We start from the raw sequence: 15503 nt of genomic DNA, 5'->3' as shown, positions 1-15503 counted from the left end.
TGTCCCTCACTTATCTGATGGGCGTGTGGGTTTCCCAACTGTTCCCACCGCGATATTTTCCAACCAAGACTTCTGTACCGTCAGGATGCTGTATATAGATTTCCGCACCGCGTGACAATTGCACCGATTCTCTCCAACCGATTACAAACTCAGGAATCGCCTTTTCGCCGCCTAAAAACCCATTCCCGGTCATCGGCCACGACTTCATCAAAGTTAATGGGTCATCTTGCAATGGAACCCCGTATTTCTCCGGATTCCTTGCAGAGAATCGGATCAAATACATCGGCTCTTTTTTAAACGTACCATCCGGATTGAGATAATCATTGGTCCCAAGTTTAAAGTCAGGGTCCAATTCTTTGATCTTGTCCAGATGCGGATTTTTGATCGAGTTGTAGTCGAGGCGAAGCTGTTGCTTCATTTCCATTGTGTTGGGAATATCGATCACATCCTGTGCGCGAGCCACAAACCCGCTGACATCCGTTTTCTTCCCATCAAGGTACTGTTTGACCTGCGAATAAGGGATCACCCGCTGCATGATCGTGTCAGGGCTCAGTTGTACTGCTCCCCGAACTGCTGATATACGCGAATCCACCGGAAGATACGGACCATCCGGTTCAGTGAGCCTCTCCAATCGCTTCGCCTGAAACTCTTCTCTCGTCATACCCATATCCATCCTCGCCAACATGTTATCAAGGTCAGAATCAAACGATGATCCTATTGTCTCTCTAAGAGCGGACTTCGAATAGTCGTTCTCCCATTTAGGAGCCGCATAAATATCATGCTCCAGATTCCCATTCTCCCCCGCACCGTCCGGGTTTCGCTTGATCGGCGTCTTCACCCCGTCCGCCTTCGAGGCGGCTTTCACGAGCTTGACCGCTTTGTCCGCCCCTTTGGTGCCGATGATCGAGGTGGCGATGGTGCCGACTGCGTAGCCGAACCAGTGGGCGCGGGAGTTGGCGTCGCCGTTGATCACGTCGCGCTCCCAGGATTCGGAGACCGCTTTCCACGTCGCTTCGAACGTTTGGATCGGATGCTGGATCGCGAACATGATGTTTTCGAACGTCTCTTCAAAATTGACGATCGCATCCCAGATCCCGACGACCGCGTCTTTGCCGGCGTCGTACACGCCTTTGAAAAAGGAGCCGACCGCCTCGCCCGCCGACTGGAGCCCTTTGCCGATCTTGTCCCAAAATCCCGGCTCCGCTTTGGCGATCATCATGTACGTGTGCAGGCTGTGATCCAAAGCCGCGATCCGGTCAAACGCCGCCGCAGCCGCTCGGTCTGCCGCACGCGCTTCTTGATCGGCCAGCATATTCAGTTCATTCATCCGGTACCGCAGATGGCGCTCCCGGTCTCTGTCTTCGTCGCTGTTGCCCAGATGCCAGATCTGATGAGAGATCCGATCCGCATCCGCTTCGAGCTGTTTCACCCGCTCCATCCGTCGAGCGAGCGTCGTCAGTTCACCCGCCGCCTGCTGCATCGCGTCGCTCGCTTTGCGCAGATCGTCCGAGAGATAATGCGCCACGACGCGAAACGCCGCTCCCCCTTTGCCCGTCCATGCACCGGACAGGCCGTCCGAGACAGATCGCAACTTGCTCGCCTTGACCTGAAGTTCGGACGCCCCCGCCCGGAAACGGTTTGCGCCCTGTTGCAGAACTTGCGGTTCCGCCTTTGCACCCATCGCGATATGCACCCTTCCTCGTTTCTATCTCTTTTTCCCATATTATAGACTGCGTGTATATTCATGACCATACTTTTAAAGGAAATGCAAAAATAAAATGACCCTCGATCTCCGCGAGGGTCAATGATGAGGCTCGATATGCACGAACACATGCGGAATGCCGTAGTGATCATTCATGACCGATTCAATTTCTTCTGTGATCGTATGACTCTCCACCACATTCAACTTCGAATCGACAGCGATGGTGACATCGAGCAAGACCACGTTGCCGTGTTTTCTCGCCCGTACCTCTTTGACTTCGTGTACGCCGCCCACCCGCGAGATCGTCCGTTCGTATTCCGTCAGCTCTTTCTCATCGAACCCGTCTGTTAGATGATGCGTGGCCTCGTACGATATCTCCCACCCCGTTTTGCAGATGATCACCCCGACGCCAAACGCTGCGACCGTATCCAGCCAGGGCAGTTGCAACTGCGCACCGAGAATGCCGACAAAAGCCCCCAGAGAGACAAAAGCGTCAGAACGATTGTCCTTGGCCGCCGCCATGAGAGCTTGGTTGTTGATTCGTTTGGCCAAGGAGAGATTATACCTGTAGATCCCGTACATAAAAGCGGCGCAGAAGAGAGCCGTCCAACCGGCCATCAGATCCGGACTGGAGGTTTTTGGGGTGATCATCGACTGAACGGCCTGAATCAATACCTCGACCCCGACAAAGATCATGATAAAAGACGCGATCAATTGAGCGATTGTTTGTGCCCGAAAATGACCGTAGCGATGATCGCTGTCCGGCGGTTTTCTCGAGATAAACAAGCCGACGAGCACAGCGATCGACACCAAAATGTCTGTCCCATTGTTGAATCCATCGGCGATCAATGCTTCAGAACTCGCTTCGTAGCCGACGCTGATTTTAAGCAAAGAGAGGAATACGTAGGCCCCGATGCTGACCCATGCCCCTTTTTCCCCTCGTTTTATGTCTTGGTAGACTTCCACAGGAAACCCTCCCTACTTATCATCCAAGTGAAAAGTATTCCTATTATAGCAACCGCATTTTGAGTGGGTCTACGGAAACATTGTTGTCTATAACCACAATTAATTCCTTAAGGAAAGAGTTTGTTGCACATGCAAAATTATTAGATGCAGCTAACTCTCAAACTTTTCGGAATGCACAGCAAAGTATTGCCGGACTGTGCGATCCGCAGAATCACGGGTCGCGGCGCGTGATGGAAAAGGCGGGATTTCAACTGGAAGGGCTGTTGCGCGAGAAGTATGTGATCCACGGGCGGCCGTCTGACGCCCTGATTCTCGGGTTGTTGAAGCGGGAGTGGGAGCCAATTCGACATTTATAAATGGAAGCAAATGTCTGGTAAGAAGATCAGTTTTCTTGTTATAATTTAAATCGTCATAACATAGAAAACGGAGGCGTGCCAGATGCTTGCTTTGAAAGGTTTCCCTGTTTTAGAAACGGAACGTTTTGTGTTGCGCTCGTTGCTCGCCCAGGATGCGGAGTCGTACCTGGCGATCTTTTCCGATCCGGAGGTGCTGCGCTATTACAATTTGACACCGCTCACCTCCCTCGATCAGGCACGGGAAGAGATCGCGAAAAAGCAACAGTTTTTCGAGGACAATTTCTTGATCCGTTGGGCGATCACGCGACGCGGCGAAGACCGGTTGATCGGCACGATCGGCTTTCACCGCTGGGAAAAGGAGCACCTGCGCGCCGAGGTCGGCTACGATGTGGAGCGCGATCTGTGGGGGCACGGCGTGATCGGCGAAGTACTGCCGTCGGTGGTGCGGTACGGATTTGAAGAGATGGGGTTGAATCGAATCGCCGGGCTGACCGTGCCGGAAAATATCCCGTCGAAGCGCATTTTGGAGAAAGCCGGTTTTCAGGAAGAAGGCATCTTGCGCCAAAACTATGTCATCCACGGCAAGCCGACCGATGCGTTGGTTCTGAGTTTGTTGCGGGAAGACTGGAGATAACCAAAAGAGACAGGCCGTCCGATGCGGTCTGTCTCTTTTTTCGTGTAGGAATGAACCTTGGTCACAACGCAAAATCGGGGGTTTCAATTTTTTGTTAGTACTGGTATAGTATCGGTAATTTGCGCGTCGCGAGAGGAGACAGAATCATGGCATACACAGGTCCGGCGTTTTACGATGACGAAGCGATCTTTGAGGAGTATCACGCGAGACGGCAACATCGTACGAATGCAAACCGACTGTTGGAGGAGCCTGTGATTAAGGAGATGATCGGCGCGGTCGACGGGCTGCGCATCGCCGACCTCGGCTGCGGTGACGGAGGATTCGGGGTGGAACTGCTCGCATCCGGGGCGGCCGAGTATGCGGGAGTCGACGGGTCGGAGCGGATGGTGGCAAAGGCGCGGGAGTCACTGGCAGGAACGGTCGGCACGGCGTCGCTTGGAATTCTCGAGGAGTGGGAGGCGGCGGCTGAGAGTTACGAGCTCGTCGTATCCAGGCTGGTGCTGCACTATCTGGCGGAGGACGACCTGTTGACTCTGTTGCGGCGGGTGCACGCAGGGTTGACGCCCGGCGGGCGGTTGGTGGTGTCGGTGGAGCACCCGGTGCTGACGTCGTGCAACGCGAGTTTGGAGCAGTCGGGGCGGCGCGGGAGTTGGATCGTCGACGGCTACTTTGTCACCGGGGAGCGGGAGGTGCGCTGGATGGGCGGCACGGTGAGAAAGCACCATCGGACGGTGGCCGACTATTTCCGGCTGTTGCAGGAGGCGGGATTTGCGGTTGAAATGCTGCGCGAGTCCCGGCCGGAGCGGGAGCGGTTTGAAACGGAGGAAGAATATCAGCGCCGGATGCGCATCCCGCTGTTCCTCTTCCTCTCCGGGTGCAAGGTCTGTTAAGCGTTTGGCGGCCTGCCGGATACAATGAATTAATCGTTGCTTGCCTCCGCCGCCCCCTGCTAGCATGAGGGGTGAGGAGGTGAGTGATGGTGAGCATCCTGCAAGAAATATTGGAGGAACAACGTCTGCAACGACAGATCACGACCGAACATGGAACTCTGATCCACGAGTTGTTGAAAGAGCAACGTCTGCAACGACAGACAACGACCGAACACGGTTCACTGATCCACGAGTTGCTGAACGAACAAAGAGAACATCGCACCTTGTTAGGCAGTCTTTTTGAGGAGCAACGCGAGCAACGCGCATCCATGCACAATCTGTGGGAAGAACAACACGCGCAACGTGCATCCATGCACAACCTGTGGGAAGAACAACGCGCGCAACGTGCATCCATGCACAACCTGTGGGAGGAACAACGCGCGCAACGTGCTGTGTTGGACGGCGTGTTGGAAGAGCAACGCGAGCAACGCATCGTGTTAAACGAAGTGTTGGAGGAACAACGTGAGCAACGCATCGTGTTAAACGAGGTGTTGGAGGAACAACGTGAGCAACGCATTGTGTTGAAAGAGATGTCGAACACGCTGGCGGAACACACGGAGATCCTGAAGCGGCATGACAAAAAGTTGGACTCGCACCAAGAACAGATCGCGCTCCTGCACGAGGACGTGACCGTGATCAAAACCAGACTGTCCATCCCAAAAACCTTTCGAAGTGTCGTCATCCCGTTCCGTCATCCCGGTCAACCAAAGAAACCCAAGAAATAACGCACCGAAATCACGCATCACCATCGCCTGACCCAATTTCATTCCTGAATGACACGGGCTCTCCCCGTCGTCCATTCCTACCAATTCCCCAATTGCCTAATTTTCTATTTCCCATTCTAAAAAAAACACCCTGCCACAACACTTCGGGTGCCGTGGCAGGGTGTTTGCTGTTTTCGATTACCGCTTCCGTTTCGCCATGTGCACCGCCACACCCATCACGTCCGCAGCCGCTTCCATAAACGACTCCGTCAACGTGGGATGCGGATGCACCGTCAGATGCACGTCGTCAGCCGTCGCGCCCATCTCCAGCGCCAGCGCCGCCTCACCGATCAACGCGGACGCCTCCGGTCCGACGATATGCACGCCGAGCAGCACGCCCGTCTCGGCATCCGCGATCACTTGGCAGAATCCATCGCCTTCATTGGTCGTCAAAGCCCGACCGTTCGCCGCAAACGGGAATTTGCCGACGGTGACCTCGTAGCCCTTTTCCTTCGCTTCGGACTCCGACAGCCCGACCGACGCGATCTCCGGGTCGGTGAACACGACAGACGGGATCGCCACCACGTCCATCTCCGCCGCATGGCCTGCGATCACTTCCGCCGCCACGACGCCCTCCTTGCTGGCTTTGTGCGCCAACATCGGGCCGGTCGCGATATCGCCGATCGCAAAGATCTTTGCGTTCTTCGTCCGGCACTTCGAGTCGGTCTCAATGTAGCCGCGCTCGTTCACCGAGAGACCCGCCTGCTCCAGACCCAATTCCTCCGTGTTCGGACGGCGTCCGACCGTCACCAACACTTTATCGGCGGTGATCGTTCGCGCCTCGCCTTTCACGTCGACGGTGACGTGGATCTTGCCGTCGCGGATCTCGTAGCTTTTCGCGCCCGTCTGCGTCAAAGTCTCGACGCCGAGCTTGCGCAGATTTTTCTTGACGGTCTGCGTCAACGACGGCTCAAATCCTGGCAACAGATAATCCGCCATCTCCACGACGGTCACCTGACTGCCCAGCTTGGCAAACGCCGTGCCGAGCTCAAGGCCGATATACCCGCCGCCGATCACCAACATCGTCGGCGGCACGTCGGTCAGTGCCAACGCCTCCGTCGAGGACAGGATATACTCCCCGTCAAACGGGAAGCTCGGGATCTGCACCGGACGGGAGCCGGTCGCGAGGATGCAGTGTTCAAATTTGAAATACTCCATCCCGTTTTCCTTCTCCACCGCCACGCGGTTGTCGGCCATCAGCACCGCATTGCCGTTGACGACCGTGACGCCGTTTGCCTTGAGCAGCGACGACACGCCGCCGGTCAGCTTTCTGACGACGCCTTCTTTCCAGCCCTGCACCTCGCCCATGTCGACTTCGACGCTGCCGACCTTGATGCCGATCTCGCCCGCGTGACGGGCATGCTCCGCCATCTTCGCCGCATGGATCAACGCTTTCGACGGGATGCAGCCCCGGTTGAGGCAGACGCCGCCCAGTTCATCCTTGTCGATCAGGACGACTTCCTTGCCGAGCTGCGCGGCACGGATGGCAGCCACATAGCCGCCGGGACCGCCGCCGATGACGACGACTTCGACTTCTTGTGCGATATCTCCGACTACCATGTTAGCTCATCTCCAAAAACAGCAAGTTCGGGTTTTCCAGCAGTTTCTTCATGTGATTCGTAAAGCGGACCGACTCCGCCCCGTCGATGACGCGGTGGTCAAACGACAGCGACAGATTCATCATCGAGCGGATGACGATCTCGCCACGACGTACGACCGGCTTTTCCTCGATCTTGTGCACACCGAGGATGCCGACCTCCGGGTAGTTGAGAATCGGCGTGGCAAACAGTCCGCCCAGCGGCCCCATGTTCGAGATCGTGAAGGTGCCGCCTTTCATCTCTTCCACGGTCAGGGTGCGCGATTTCGTTTTTTCGATCAGCGCGTTGATGTCCGCGGCGATGTCGAGGATCGACTTTTTGTCCACGTTTTTCACCACCGGCACCATCAGGCCGTCCGGGGTGTCGACCGCGATGCCGACGTTGTATTCCTTTTTCAGCACGATCTCGCCGCGCTCATCATCCATGTGCGCGTTGAGGAACGGATGCTGTTTCAAAGCGGAGACCAACGCCTTCAAAATGAACGGCAAATAGGTCAGCTTGACGCCGCGGTCTTTGAGCAACTCGTTGGCGTTTTTGCGATATTGGATCAGTTCGGTCATGTCCACATCGTCAAACGCCGTCACATGCGGCGCCGTGAAAGCGGAATGCACCATGCGTTGCGCGATGGTGCGGCGCAGACCGCGCAGCGGCACCCGCTCGTCGGCGGCCGACGCGCTGATCGACAGAGTCGGAGCCGGAGTCAACGGTTTTGCAGGAGCGGCCGGAGCGGCCGGCAGATCGGTGCCGGCGTCCCCATCGGTCGCGACCGCCGCACTTGCCAGCGCTTGCTCTTCCGTGGAGTGCGGATGCACAGCACCCGCTGCGAACCGCTCCACGTCGTGCTTCTCCACGCGGCCCGCCTTGCCGGAGCCTGGCACCAGATTGATGTCGATGCCCAGTTCCCGCGCCCGTTTACGCGTCGCCGGGGTCGCCAGCGCACGACCGAAACGTTGCACGGCCAGAGCCGCGTTGCCTTGCGGAATCTCGGTCGCAGCCGAGCCTGCCGCCGGGGAAGCCGCGACCGGCGCCGCAACAGCAACGCCATCGCCAGCCGTCGCCGTCCCCGCTTCGCCAATCACGATGATCACATCGCCCACGTGCGCGAGATCACCCGCATTTGCCTTGATTTCCAACACTTGACCACTCGCCGGGGCGGGCAGTTCAACCAGCGCCTTGTCCGTCTGGACTTCGACGATCGGGTCAAACTCGCGCACCGCATCCCCGACGTTCACCAGCCAGCGGACGATCTCCGCCTCGTGGATGCCTTCGCCCACATCGGGCAGTTTAAAAGCTACCGTCATCGGATCGGTCACCCCTTAGAAATTCATCACTTTCTCAATGCCGTGCAAAATGCGCTTCGCATCCGGCGCATAGATGTCCTCCAGCGAGAACAGCGGCTGCGGCGCATCATATCCGCCGACGCGACCGACCGGCGCTTCCAGCGAGAGAAGCGCTTCGTCATTGATCAACGCCACGATCTCCGCCCCAAGGCCCGCCGTCTTCGGCGCTTCGTGGACGACGACAGCCCGGCCGGTCTTTTGCACCGAACCGATGATCGTCTCACGGTCGAGCGGTGACAGGGTGCGCAGGTCGACGACTTCCACATCCCAGCCATGTTGCTCTTTCGCCATCTTCGCCGCTTCGAGCGAGACGCGCAGCATCGTGCCCCACGCATACAGGGAGATATCGGTGCCTTCCTTCACCACGTTCGCCTTGCCAATCTCCACCGTGTAGCGCTCCTCCGGCACTTCGTCGCGGAAGGCGCGGTAGATGCGCATCGGCTCCAGGAACAGCACCGGGTCGGGCGAGTCAATCGCCGCCAAGAGCAGCCCCTTTGCATCATACGGATTGGACGGGCAGACCACTTTGATCCCCGGCTGGTGCACAAACATCGCCTCCGGGGAGTCGCCGTGCAGTTCGGGGGCGCGGATGCCGCCGCCGTACGGTGCGCGGATCACCATCGGGCAGGTGAACCGGCCCTGAGAGCGCATCCGCACGCGTGCGACGTGCGCGACGATCTGCTCGACCGCCGGATAGATAAATCCGAAAAATTGCAATTCCGGCACCGGACGCATGCCATTGACCGCCATGCCGACCGACGCGCCGATGATCCCGGCCTCCGCCAGCGGCGTGTCGACCACGCGATCCGAACCGAACTCCGCCTGCAGCCCTTCCGTCGCCCGGAACACGCCGCCGTTGACGCCGACGTCTTCGCCGAGCACGATGACGCGCGGATCGTCGCGGAGGGCGACGCGCAGACCGTCGGTGATCGCTTGGATGATGTTCATTTTCGCCATCTTACTTCGCCCCTCCGTTTCCGTACAGCGAGCGCATCTCCTCGCGCTGCTCCTTCAGATGCCACGGCAGTTCTGCATACGAATAGTCGAAAATGCGGTTGTGATCGACCGGCGGCATCGCCTGCATCTCCTCAATCGACTTCTGCACGACTTTGTCCGCCTCTTCCCACAGCGCCTGATCTTGCTCTTCGCTCCAGATGCCCAGTTCGAGGATCCGCGCCTTCAGACGATCGATCGGGTCGCGCTCGGTGCGCCACATCTCCGCCTCGTTCACATCCCGGTAGCGGGTGTGATCATCGGCCGTCGTGTGCGACCCGTAGCGGTAGGTGACCGCTTCGATAAAGGTCGGACCTTCGCCGCGACGGGCTTTGTCGGCCGCGTATTTGACCGCATCATGCACCGCGACGGCGTCTTGCCCGTCGACGCGTATGCCTTCGACCCCATAGGCGGCCGCTTTCTCCGCCAGCGTCTCGGTCGCCGTCTGCTTGGACAGCGGCACGGAGATCGCATAGCCGTTGTTTTGGCAGAAGATGATCACCGGCAGTTTCATCACGCCGGCAAAGTTCATCGCCTCGTGGAAATCGCCCTCCGACGTTCCCCCGTCGCCGACGAAACCCACCGCAATCGAGTTCTCGCCTTTGAGCTTCGAAGCCCACGCCGCACCCACCGCATGCGGCAACTGGGTGGCAATCGGCACCGAGATGGGAAATACGTTCACGCCCTCCGGTGCCATGCAGCCCTCCGGACGCCCGTTCCAGTAGAGAAATACGGTCGTCATCGGCACCCCGTGCACCATCGAAACGCCATGCTCACGATAGGTCGGGAACAGCCAGTCTTGCTTTTCCAGCGCATAGCCGCAGCCGACCTGCGCCGCTTCTTGCCCTTCCAGCGCCGCGTACGTGCCGATCCGCCCGGAGCGTTGCAAATTGACAGCCCGGCGGTCGAAGTGACGCACCGTGACCATCCATTTGTACATCTCGATCATTTGCTCGCCGGTCAGCATCGTGCCTTCCGCCCGCTCTTGTTGATCCGTGTGATTCATCTCTTGTCTCCCCCTTCAAAAAGGCCCGCAGGATATGAGGAACCCGCACGAAATAGAGCGTTCGTGCGGGGGTTCAATCACAGAGAAAACATGCTCTTCAGATCCTCGACGCGAGCGATCCGCTCTTCGACCAGACGGTCAGCCGCCAGCCAAGTCGGGATGTTTTGCTCGGTGGACAGCGCATACACCTGCAGCAGCATCTCGTAGATCGAGTTGGTTTTGGCCATCACGCGCGCTTCGACGTAGCCTTTCAGCTCGTCGGCGACTTGAATCAGGCCGCCTGCGTTGACGAGATAGTCCGGCGCGTAGAGGATGCCTTTTTCATGGAGCATCTTGCCGTGCTTCTCCATGTCGAGCAGTTGGTTGTTCGCCGAGCCGACAATCGCTTTGCACTTGAACTGCGGAATCGTCTCGTCGTTCACGATCGCACCGAGCGCGCACGGGACAAACATATCCACGTCCAAACCGTAGATCTCGTCCGGTGCGACTACGCCGAGCATCTGCACCGGCGGCACTTTGGCGACCAGCGCGTCGACGAACGGTTGGTAGACGTCGGTGATGTATACCTGCGCACCCGCCGCCACCAGACGCTCGACCGTCAGTGCGCCGACCTTGCCCACGCCCTGCACAGCAAAGCGCTTGCCGGTCAGATCTTCATGGCCCCACAGCACCTTCGCCGTGGCGCGGATGCCTTGGTAGACGCCGAGCGCAGTCGGGATCGCCGTGTTGCCGGAGCCGCCGTACTCTTCCGGCAGGCCGACAAAGCCGCCGTGTTGCGCCTCGCGGGACGCATGTACAAAGTCCATCGGCGTCGTGCCCATGTCGGTACCCGTGTAGAAACGTCCGCCGAGCGAGCCGACGAAACGGCCGAACGCACGGAACATCTCCGGCGATTTGTCGGTGTTCGGGTCGCCGATGATGACCGACTTGCCGCCGCCGTTGTCGACGTCGGCCACGCCGCATTTATACGTCATGCCGCGCGAGAGGCGGAGCACGTCAAAGAGAGCGTCCTCCTCCGTCTCGTACGGGCGCATCCGGCAACCGCCGAGCGCCGGTCCGAGCGTCGTGTCATGGATCGCGACAATCGCTTTCAGTTTCGTGCCGCGATGTTGGAAAAAGTGCAATTGCTCATGGCCGTATTTCGCCATTTCATCAAAGATACCCAAACCATTCACCCCTAGGTCTATATCGTTCTATTCTACTCGTTCAAAGACACCGGCCAGGCCTTGACCGACGCCGATGCACATCGTCGTCACCCCGTAGCGGTGGCCTTCACGCTTCATCTCGTGAACAAGCGTTGCCACCATCCGAGCACCGGTCGCTCCCAGCGGATGACCGAGCGCGATGCCGCCGCCGTTCGGATTTACCTTCTCCAGCGGCACACCCAGTTCCCGGACAGATGCCAACACCTGCGACGCAAACGCTTCGTTGATCTCAAACAGATCGATGTCGTCGACCGACAGCTTGGCGAGGTGCAGCGCCTTTTTGACAGCCGGGATCGGGCCGACGCCCATGATGCTCGGGTCGACGCCAGCCGCTGCCCCTGCGAGATAGCGGGCAATCGGCTTGAGACCGAGCGACTCCGCCTTTTCGCGGGACATGACAAGGATCGCCGCCGCCCCGTCGTTGATGCCGGACGCGTTGCCCGCCGTCACCGAACCGCCTTCGCGGAACGCAGCGCGCAGTTTGGCCAGCTTTTCCTTCGACGTGTCGGAGCGCGGATGCTCATCCGTCTCGACGACGACCGGATCGCCCTTTTTCATCGGAACGGTCACCGGAACGATCTCGTTTTTAAATTTCCCCGCCTCAATCGCCGCAATCGCCTTCTCCTGCGACGAGAGCGCGTACGCATCCTGATCTTCGCGGGAGATGTTGTACTGTTCCGCCACGTTTTCAGCCGTCTCGCCCATCGAGTACGGGTGGTACATATCAGCCAGTTTTTTGTTGGTGAAACGCCAGCCGATCGTCGTGTCAAACATCCGCATGTCGCCGCGCGGATACGCCTGCTCCGGTTTCGCCATGACAAACGGCGCGCGCGTCATCGACTCGACGCCGCCCGCGATGATCACGTCCGCCTCGCCGCACATCACGGCACGCGCCCCTTGAATCACCGCTTCCAGACCCGACGCGCACAGCCGGTTGACCGTCACGCCCGGCACCGAAGTCGGCAGACCGGCCAGCAGCAGTGACATCCGCGCCACGTTGCGATTGTCTTCGCCCGCTTGGTTCGCGCAGCCCATGATCACGTCGTCGACCAACACCGGGTCGATGCCCGTGCGCTCGACGAGCGACTTGATCACATGCGCCCCGAGGTCGTCCGGACGCACATCTTTAAACGCGCCGCCGTATCGCCCGATCGGCGTGCGCACCGCATCAATGATCCACACTTCACGCATGCTCTGTCACCTCGTTCTCCGTCTCATACTCGTAAAATCCGCCATACCCGCTTCGGCGTCCGTACAGCCCGGCCAGCACCATCCGGCGCAGCAGCGGAGCCGGACGGTAGCGATCCTCGCCCTGCTCCTCATAGACGCCGCGCAGCGTCGCATAGACTTGGTCCAGGCCGATTCTGTCCGCCCATTCCAGCGGCCCGTGCGGGTAGTTCACGCCGAGTTTCATCGCCGTGTCGAGGTCGGCTGCCGACGCCACGCCCTCCATCAGCGCAGTCACAGCCTCGTTGATGATCGCCGACACCAGACGCGGCATCACAAGGCCCGCACTGTCGCCGACAAACGCCGTCTCGACGCCAAGGCTCGCAAACAGCCCGGCCGCCTGATCCGCGTGCTGAGACAATCCCTGCAGCGGCTTGCTCAGTTCGGCGCACTTCACCCCGGCAAACGGCGGCACATAGCCAAATCCGATCACCCGCTCCGGATGTTCCAGCCACGACGCCGTCTCCGTCGCCGCGCAGGACATCGCCGACACGAGAAACAGCGTATCGGCCCCGACCTGATGTTCCAGATCGCGCGCGATGTGGCGCACCACCGCTTTCTCCGAAGAGAACGCCAACACCACCGCCTCATAAGAGGTCAAGTCGAGAGCCGCCAACTGCGCGTTCAACAGCTCAAACGGCTCCTGCTTCCACTCGGGAATCGGACCGTCAAACAGATAGCCGTCCACCGTCAAGCCTTTGCTTCGCCACGCGTCGGCCAGCTCTGCCGCCACGACGCCGTCTCCAAGCACCAGCACTTTATTTGTCGTCATAGCGGTAGAACCCCCTTCCCGTCTTGCGGCCAAAGTCGCCCGACTGCACCATCCGCTCCTGGATCGGATTCGGACGGTAGCGCTGCTCCTCATAGGTCGCCCGGTAGACCGACTGCGACACCGCCAGATTGACATCGATGCCGATCAGATCCATCAGCTCAAACGGCCCCATCCGGAAGTTCCCCTCCAGCCGCGCCAGCTTGTCGATCGTCTCCAGATCGGCCACGCCTTCCTGCACGAGACGCAGACCCTCGCCGTAAAACCCGCGAGCCACCCGATTGACGATAAATCCGGGCGTGTCGATGCAGGTCACCGCCGTCTTGCCAAGGCTTTTGGCAAAGGCGTTCGTGACCTCCACCGCCTTTTCCTCCGTCCGCTGGCCTGCGATCACCTCGACGAGCTTCATCAGCGGAACCGGGTTGAAGAAATGCATCCCCACCACGCGCTCCGGCGACTTCATGCCGCCCGCGACCGCCGTGATCGGAATCGACGACGTATTCGACGCGAGCACCGCCTCCGGAGCCACGATGCTCTCCAGCTTCTGAAAAATCGACTTTTTCAATTCCAATTTTTCCGGAGCCGCCTCGACAACAATCGCCGCCCCGGCAAACGCCTCCAACTCGGTCGACGTCCGGATGCGAGACAAGATCTGCTGAGCCGCACCGGCTGCGATCTTGCCTTTCTCCTCCAGCTTGTGCAGGCTCTTGCTGAGGCCCGCCATCGCCTTCGCCAGCACGTCCTCCGCGATGTCATACACGATCACGTCATAGCCCGCCTGCGCGGACACCTGCGCGATCCCGATGCCCATCGTGCCGGCGCCGATCACGCCGACCGCCCCTTCAAACGCTTTTGTGCCGAGCCCGCTCATCCCCGAACCGTCTCCAGCTTGGCAACCAGCGACTTCAGATCGTCGATCAGTTGATCCACGTCCTTGATCGCCGCATAGCCCGCCGCTTTCTCGATCTCCGAGAACAAGGTGACGTAGCAACCGGAGCAGAACGTCAACTCGTGGTTTTCAAACACTTCAATCGTCTCCGGGAAGCGATGCACCACTTCGCCGACGGTCATGTTTTTCGTGATCTCGCTCATGAAAAAATCCCCTCTCCGTAAATAGCGGACAAGGAGATACCCAAAACAGTATCTCCTCCGCCATTTCTTTTTCGATTAGCCGGTGATCGTCGCGTCTTCCTGAATGCGCTCCCAGTCCGGTACCCAAGTCGGCATTTCCAGGCCTGCACGCTCGACGACCTTGCGCACGTCCGCTTCAAACGCGAGGCGCACTTCGTGGTTGTCGCGCTTTTTCAGGCCGAGCTTGATGTAGATCGCGTTGCGGCGGGAGTTCGGCTTGCCAAAGATGTTCATGACGCGCGGGAACCAACGGTCGAGCGCCTCTTGCACGTTCTCTTTGTGCTCCGGATCTTTCGCCAGCTTGACGAGCCAAGAGTCGCCGTGCGCGACGTGCATCATCTCTTCCTTCATGATGCCTTCCATGACGCGTCTCCACGGCCCGTAGGACGACATCTCGGAGTCTTCGAGCTGGTGACCCGCACCGCGGTCCATCAGCACGTTGAACATGATGAAGTCGTACCAAGTGTTGATCGGGTAGTAGAAGATGTTGACGCGGTTGTCTTCCGCCGCACGGGTGATGCCGAGTTCCACTTCGTCGCCGACGCGCAGGTTGAAGTCAAAGTCTTTCACGCGAGCGTCGACGTCAATGCCGAGGTCTTGAAGCAGTTTGTACATGACGCGGCCGTGACGCACTTCGTCTTTTGCGATGGTGGAAACGGACAGCATCTCCGCAGTGGTCGGAGCTTTCATGATCCACGGCACATAGCCAAACGCGCCTGCCACTTCGGAGTCAGCTTGCATCAACATCAGGTTGATCAGGTTCTCGCGGTATTCTTCGGTCATTTCCTCAACGGTTTCAATCGTCTCACCGTTTGCGATCTTCTCCAGCATGCGTTGTTCTTTTTCTTGTTCGGTCATTGCCATTGTCAACACGCCTCCTTGG

General features: G+C 58.9%; 16 protein-coding genes. 4 read left to right on the top strand and 12 right to left on the bottom strand.

What is annotated here, in order from left to right; translation table 11 throughout:
- Window positions 1-10: 10 nt before the first annotated feature.
- Together OS242_RS20065 and OS242_RS20060 are read right to left on the bottom strand one after the other, a co-directional pair.
- The gene (locus tag OS242_RS20065) at window positions 11-1681 is read right to left on the bottom strand and encodes a WXG100 family type VII secretion target (RefSeq protein WP_267153458.1); all 1671 of its coding nucleotides are present in this window, start codon (window positions 1679-1681) and stop codon (window positions 11-13) included.
- 120 nt (window positions 1682-1801) lie between these two features.
- Window positions 1802-2668, bottom strand: a complete 867-nt coding sequence (locus OS242_RS20060; protein WP_267153457.1) for a cation diffusion facilitator family transporter — start codon at window positions 2666-2668, stop codon at window positions 1802-1804.
- 227 nt (window positions 2669-2895) lie between these two features.
- Between OS242_RS20060 and OS242_RS20055 the strand changes: the two genes are divergently transcribed.
- The 4 genes from OS242_RS20055 (at window position 2896) to OS242_RS20040 (ending at window position 5312) form a co-directional block, all read left to right on the top strand.
- Complete coding sequence (locus tag OS242_RS20055; protein WP_267153456.1) at window positions 2896-3024, top strand: GNAT family protein; 129 nt, start codon at window positions 2896-2898, stop codon at window positions 3022-3024.
- 82 nt (window positions 3025-3106) lie between these two features.
- Window positions 3107-3658, top strand: a complete 552-nt coding sequence (locus tag OS242_RS20050) for a GNAT family N-acetyltransferase (protein WP_267153455.1) — start codon at window positions 3107-3109, stop codon at window positions 3656-3658.
- A 146-nt stretch (window positions 3659-3804) separates the two neighbouring features.
- The gene (locus OS242_RS20045) at window positions 3805-4548 is read left to right on the top strand and encodes a class I SAM-dependent methyltransferase (protein ID WP_267153454.1); all 744 of its coding nucleotides are present in this window, start codon (window positions 3805-3807) and stop codon (window positions 4546-4548) included.
- 89 nt (window positions 4549-4637) lie between these two features.
- Window positions 4638-5312 (top strand): coiled-coil domain-containing protein, encoded by a 675-nt coding sequence (locus OS242_RS20040; RefSeq protein WP_267153453.1) that lies wholly within the window; start codon window positions 4638-4640, stop codon window positions 5310-5312.
- A gap of 177 nt (window positions 5313-5489) precedes the next feature.
- On the opposite strand, the gene lpdA is transcribed toward OS242_RS20040, so the two are convergent.
- From lpdA to OS242_RS19990, 10 genes are all read right to left on the bottom strand, one after another.
- Window positions 5490-6911: a dihydrolipoyl dehydrogenase gene (lpdA, locus tag OS242_RS20035; RefSeq protein WP_267153452.1), complete on the bottom strand. Its 1422-nt coding sequence runs from the start codon at window positions 6909-6911 to the stop codon at window positions 5490-5492.
- Between the two features lies 1 nt (window position 6912).
- The gene (locus tag OS242_RS20030) at window positions 6913-8250 is read right to left on the bottom strand and encodes a dihydrolipoamide acetyltransferase family protein (protein WP_267153451.1); all 1338 of its coding nucleotides are present in this window, start codon (window positions 8248-8250) and stop codon (window positions 6913-6915) included.
- A gap of 15 nt (window positions 8251-8265) precedes the next feature.
- A complete protein-coding gene (locus OS242_RS20025) occupies window positions 8266-9246 on the bottom strand; it encodes an alpha-ketoacid dehydrogenase subunit beta (protein ID WP_267153450.1) in 981 nt (326 codons plus the stop codon).
- 1 nt (window position 9247) lies between these two features.
- The gene (gene pdhA / locus OS242_RS20020; RefSeq protein WP_267153449.1) at window positions 9248-10288 is read right to left on the bottom strand and encodes a pyruvate dehydrogenase (acetyl-transferring) E1 component subunit alpha; all 1041 of its coding nucleotides are present in this window, start codon (window positions 10286-10288) and stop codon (window positions 9248-9250) included.
- Between the two features lie 77 nt (window positions 10289-10365).
- Window positions 10366-11436, bottom strand: a complete 1071-nt coding sequence (locus OS242_RS20015; RefSeq protein WP_407702139.1) for a Leu/Phe/Val dehydrogenase — start codon at window positions 11434-11436, stop codon at window positions 10366-10368.
- A gap of 45 nt (window positions 11437-11481) precedes the next feature.
- On the bottom strand, window positions 11482-12684 hold the full coding sequence (locus OS242_RS20010) for a thiolase family protein (RefSeq protein ID WP_267153447.1): 1203 nt from the start codon (window positions 12682-12684) through the stop codon (window positions 11482-11484).
- A complete protein-coding gene (locus tag OS242_RS20005; protein WP_267153446.1) occupies window positions 12677-13492 on the bottom strand; it encodes a 3-hydroxyacyl-CoA dehydrogenase family protein in 816 nt (271 codons plus the stop codon). Before OS242_RS20005 ends, OS242_RS20010 begins: the two co-directional genes overlap by 8 nt.
- Entirely contained in the window at window positions 13479-14360 is an 882-nt protein-coding gene (locus OS242_RS20000; RefSeq protein WP_267153445.1) for a 3-hydroxyacyl-CoA dehydrogenase NAD-binding domain-containing protein, read from the bottom strand. The genes OS242_RS20005 and OS242_RS20000 overlap by 14 nt, the downstream gene beginning before the upstream one ends.
- Window positions 14357-14581: a hypothetical protein gene (locus tag OS242_RS19995; protein WP_267153444.1), complete on the bottom strand. Its 225-nt coding sequence runs from the start codon at window positions 14579-14581 to the stop codon at window positions 14357-14359. Before OS242_RS19995 ends, OS242_RS20000 begins: the two co-directional genes overlap by 4 nt.
- Window positions 14582-14656: 75 nt before the next feature.
- Window positions 14657-15484 (bottom strand): 1,2-phenylacetyl-CoA epoxidase subunit PaaC, encoded by an 828-nt coding sequence (locus tag OS242_RS19990; protein WP_267153443.1) that lies wholly within the window; start codon window positions 15482-15484, stop codon window positions 14657-14659.
- Window positions 15485-15503 lie beyond the last annotated feature (19 nt).

Source organism: Tumebacillus lacus (genome assembly GCF_026410385.1).
GTDB lineage: Bacteria > Bacillota > Bacilli > Tumebacillales > Tumebacillaceae > Tumebacillus > Tumebacillus lacus.
The sequence above is the reverse complement of the archived record's forward strand: the minus strand, read 5'-3'. Positions and strand labels throughout refer to the sequence as shown.

What these genes read in the sequence shown, in the direction of transcription:
- OS242_RS20030 (WP_267153451.1), bottom strand. Translation starts at nt 8,250, where the DNA reads ATGACGGTAGCTTTTAAACTGCCCGATGTGGGCGAAGGCATCCACGAG.
- OS242_RS20050 (WP_267153455.1), top strand. Translation starts at nt 3,107, where the DNA reads ATGCTTGCTTTGAAAGGTTTCCCTGTTTTAGAAACGGAACGTTTTGTG.
- pdhA (WP_267153449.1), bottom strand. Translation starts at nt 10,288, where the DNA reads ATGAATCACACGGATCAACAAGAGCGGGCGGAAGGCACGATGCTGACC.
- lpdA (WP_267153452.1), bottom strand. Translation starts at nt 6,911, where the DNA reads ATGGTAGTCGGAGATATCGCACAAGAAGTCGAAGTCGTCGTCATCGGC.
- OS242_RS19995 (WP_267153444.1), bottom strand. Translation starts at nt 14,581, where the DNA reads ATGAGCGAGATCACGAAAAACATGACCGTCGGCGAAGTGGTGCATCGC.
- OS242_RS20000 (WP_267153445.1), bottom strand. Translation starts at nt 14,360, where the DNA reads ATGAGCGGGCTCGGCACAAAAGCGTTTGAAGGGGCGGTCGGCGTGATC.
- OS242_RS20045 (WP_267153454.1), top strand. Translation starts at nt 3,805, where the DNA reads ATGGCATACACAGGTCCGGCGTTTTACGATGACGAAGCGATCTTTGAG.
- OS242_RS20065 (WP_267153458.1), bottom strand. Translation starts at nt 1,681, where the DNA reads ATGGGTGCAAAGGCGGAACCGCAAGTTCTGCAACAGGGCGCAAACCGT.
- OS242_RS20015 (WP_407702139.1), bottom strand. Translation starts at nt 11,436, where the DNA reads ATGGCGAAATACGGCCATGAGCAATTGCACTTTTTCCAACATCGCGGC.
- OS242_RS20025 (WP_267153450.1), bottom strand. Translation starts at nt 9,246, where the DNA reads ATGGCGAAAATGAACATCATCCAAGCGATCACCGACGGTCTGCGCGTC.
- OS242_RS20010 (WP_267153447.1), bottom strand. Translation starts at nt 12,684, where the DNA reads ATGCGTGAAGTGTGGATCATTGATGCGGTGCGCACGCCGATCGGGCGA.
- OS242_RS20005 (WP_267153446.1), bottom strand. Translation starts at nt 13,492, where the DNA reads ATGACGACAAATAAAGTGCTGGTGCTTGGAGACGGCGTCGTGGCGGCA.
- OS242_RS19990 (WP_267153443.1), bottom strand. Translation starts at nt 15,484, where the DNA reads ATGGCAATGACCGAACAAGAAAAAGAACAACGCATGCTGGAGAAGATC.